Raw genomic sequence first — 2,668 nt, forward strand, 5'->3', positions numbered from 1 at the left:
CGCCCGCCGCGCCCTCGACTACGGGGACGCCAACGCCGCGGCGCTCGCGGACGCCGCCGCCCGCTACGGCGCGGTGGTCGCGGCCTACGCGCACCCGGCCACCGACCCCGACTAGACGCCCGCCCGCGCCCGTCTAGACGCCCCTCCCCGCCCTGACGGGCGCGTCACCGTCGCGCCCCGGACTGCCCGTCACGCCACGCCCCGCCGCGACCTCGGGCCCCGCCCGGCCGGCTGAGATCCCGGAGCGCACCCTCATGTCCGAGACCCTGCCGGTGCCGGTGGGCGATCCCCGCGTGCTTGTCGAGGCGCTGGCGAAAGCCGCCGCCGCCATCGCGGCCGAGGAGGCGAACGCCCGCAAGGAGGGCGCGCCCCTCACCCGGGCCGACGTCGAGGCCATCGCCGAGACCGTGTTCAAGGAGCTGTTCCGCACGCTCCTCGACGTCGATCTCGACAACACGGAGACGCGCCGCTCCTTCCGCGAGGACCTCGCCCACACCCGCAAGGGCCGGGAGTGGCACAACAAGCTGATCGGCATCGTGATCGTCACGGCGATGGGCTTGGCCGCCACCGGCCTCATCTCCGGCGTGTTCAAGACGATCGCGGCAGCGCTCGTCGCGGCGGGGGCGGGCAAATGAGCGCGCTCCTCGCCTTCGTGCGCCTGATGGGCGCGCTCCTCGTCGCCGCCTTCGCGCTGCTCTGCACTCTCTGGGCCGGGCCCGACGCGGAAGCCCTCTTCGCGCCAGTGCTCCGCCACCAGGTGATCCGCGGCGTCGATCGCCTGCCCGACGGCAGGCTCTGCTTCACCTGGGCCTTCGACAAGGTGCGGCCGGCCGCCGTCGTCGATGCCGGCTGGACCCTGCGCGACGGAGCCCGGCTCTACCCCTACCAGCGGCTGGAGACGGTCGCCGACAGCCAGGACCTGACCGGGGCGGTGGTGACCCGGCCGGTGCGGGCCGGGCAGTGGTCGCGCAAGTGCGTGGATCTGCCGGAAGCCTTACGCGACCGCCCGTTCCGCCTCACCGGCTTCGTCGAGTACCACACGGCCGCCACCGGCCTGTTCTGGACGGTGCGCCAGCCGACAGCGTCCGCGGAGGTGCCATGAGCTGCGCCGTCGATCGCCAAGCCACCGCGCTTCTGCTCACGCTCCTCGAGCAGAACGGGGGCGACATCCGCGCCACCTTCCGGGTGCTGTGCGCGCGCGTCACCACCGAAGAGGTCGCGGGCGAGAGCTTCGAGCGGGCGCTCGCCCGCGCCGTGGGCTCCTACTTCGCGCGGCCCGCCAACGCCCATCAGGGCTTGCCGCCCGCCCTGCCCCGGAGCCCGGCCGCGAATGACGGATGACGCACCCCCGGAGAGGCCGCTGCTCGCGCCCTGGATCGGCTGGCTGGCGGACGGGCGGCCCGCGCTGTTCTACGCCGACGGCCGCGGCCAGATCGTGCGCCTGCCCCTCGACGGAATCGCACTCGCCCGCCTCGGCCTCTCGCTGGCGGAGGCGCAGGCTCTGCTCGGCCGGCGACAGGTCGCCGAGGCCGCGGTCAAAAATATCTGAGGCGGCAGGGAACCGCCGACCGGCTCGCGGATTCACCCCCGCGAAGAGCCGGGCGGCACGACCCCCGCCGCCTCGGGCTCGTTCCCTTGCCCGGTCGCGCGCGTGATGCCGTGACCGGGCTTTTTGTCGTTTGGGGGCCTGCGCTACGAGCGCGGCGCAGGCGCAGGCGCAGACTGATCGCAATTCGGGTCATCCAACCCCGCCCCGTCGAGCGTCTGTTGTGCGATCACCTGTGGGTCGCCTTCGCCATCCGCGATGGCCTGCAGGGCTTCGCGCAGGCGCACGATCTCGGCCGAGGCTCCCGCTACGACCTCCGCCGAGGCGGCGTATTTGCGGGACACCAGGAAGGTGCGGACCGTGCGCAGGCTCTGGAGGATGTCGGGCATAGTCGGCTCCTACCCTGTCCGTCGAACTCAGGGCGCCCGGCGCCGGTAGAACACCGGCCCGCACGCGCGGATCTCCTGGCGGAGCTGGCCCTCGTCATGCATCCGGCGCAGCACGCGGCGCACGAACGGAGGATAGGCTTGCGCCCACCAAGGGCCGTCCTCGGTCGGGCAGTAGCCCCGCGAGCGCATCGTCTGCCGGATGATCGCCAGTTCCGCCCGAGAGTACCGCCGCGCCATCGCTCTTCCCTCCGTTCTACGGATGCCCCGGGAGCCGAACTCGCGACTTGATCGGCTTGAGCCAACGAGCATCGACCCACCGGGCGCGGACGCTCGGCCCGCTACGGGTGCTTTTGGCCTCCCCGGCTGTCAGCACATGCTCACCCGCAAGCGGCCGGATCTTCGCTCTTCCGTCCTTCAACGCCTCAACCGTGGCGCGATAGGGGAGGCCCGCCGCGTGCTGGGCATTGCCCCAAACTGTGTCTCCGACCCTGAACGCAATCTCGGCCATGTTGGCTTCCCTCCGCCTATCGCTTGGCGACCGCCCGCGTCTCGGCTGTCCCGAATGGTCCGTCGCGGCATCCTCTAGTGCCTCAGGTCCGTAGCCATGCCGGCGGGTTCGGCCGCACGTAAGGCTTGCCGGTGCGCTCACCCCATGCCCTGGCCCGCTCCACGGCATCGAGGAGCGCGCCGATCGCCTCCTCGCGGGTCTGCGCCTCGCCGTACACCTTGCCGA

At 72.5% G+C, this 2,668-nt stretch carries 6 protein-coding genes; 4 read left to right on the forward strand and 2 right to left on the reverse strand.

The window, feature by feature from the left end; all coding sequences use genetic code 11:
• Positions 1–254: 254 nt before the first annotated feature.
• The 4 genes from AX737_RS19435 to AX737_RS19450 are packed head-to-tail and all read left to right on the forward strand — an operon-like array spanning position 255 to position 1,549.
• Positions 255–635 (forward strand): hypothetical protein, encoded by a 381-nt coding sequence (locus AX737_RS19435; RefSeq protein ID WP_066924255.1) that lies wholly within the window; start codon positions 255–257, stop codon positions 633–635.
• Positions 632–1,102 carry a hypothetical protein gene (locus AX737_RS19440; RefSeq protein ID WP_066924257.1) on the forward strand — a complete coding sequence of 157 codons (471 nt, stop codon included), beginning with the start codon at positions 632–634 and terminating at the stop codon, positions 1,100–1,102. Before AX737_RS19435 ends, AX737_RS19440 begins: the two co-directional genes overlap by 4 nt.
• Positions 1,099–1,341 (forward strand): hypothetical protein, encoded by a 243-nt coding sequence (locus tag AX737_RS19445; protein WP_066924259.1) that lies wholly within the window; start codon positions 1,099–1,101, stop codon positions 1,339–1,341. Before AX737_RS19440 ends, AX737_RS19445 begins: the two co-directional genes overlap by 4 nt.
• Positions 1,331–1,549 (forward strand): hypothetical protein, encoded by a 219-nt coding sequence (locus AX737_RS19450; RefSeq protein WP_066924261.1) that lies wholly within the window; start codon positions 1,331–1,333, stop codon positions 1,547–1,549. Before AX737_RS19445 ends, AX737_RS19450 begins: the two co-directional genes overlap by 11 nt.
• 143 nt (positions 1,550–1,692) lie before the next feature.
• On the opposite strand, the gene AX737_RS19455 is transcribed toward AX737_RS19450, so the two are convergent.
• Positions 1,693–1,935, reverse strand: coding sequence for a hypothetical protein (locus tag AX737_RS19455; protein WP_066924263.1), 243 nt, complete (start codon positions 1,933–1,935; stop codon positions 1,693–1,695).
• Between the two features lie 27 nt (positions 1,936–1,962).
• Positions 1,963–2,172, reverse strand: a complete 210-nt coding sequence (locus tag AX737_RS19460; protein WP_066924265.1) for a hypothetical protein — start codon at positions 2,170–2,172, stop codon at positions 1,963–1,965.
• Positions 2,173–2,668 lie beyond the last annotated feature (496 nt).

Source organism: Methylobacterium sp. CCH5-D2 (assembly GCF_001556475.1).
In the GTDB taxonomy this organism is placed as follows: Bacteria; Pseudomonadota; Alphaproteobacteria; order Rhizobiales; family Beijerinckiaceae; genus Methylobacterium; species Methylobacterium hispanicum.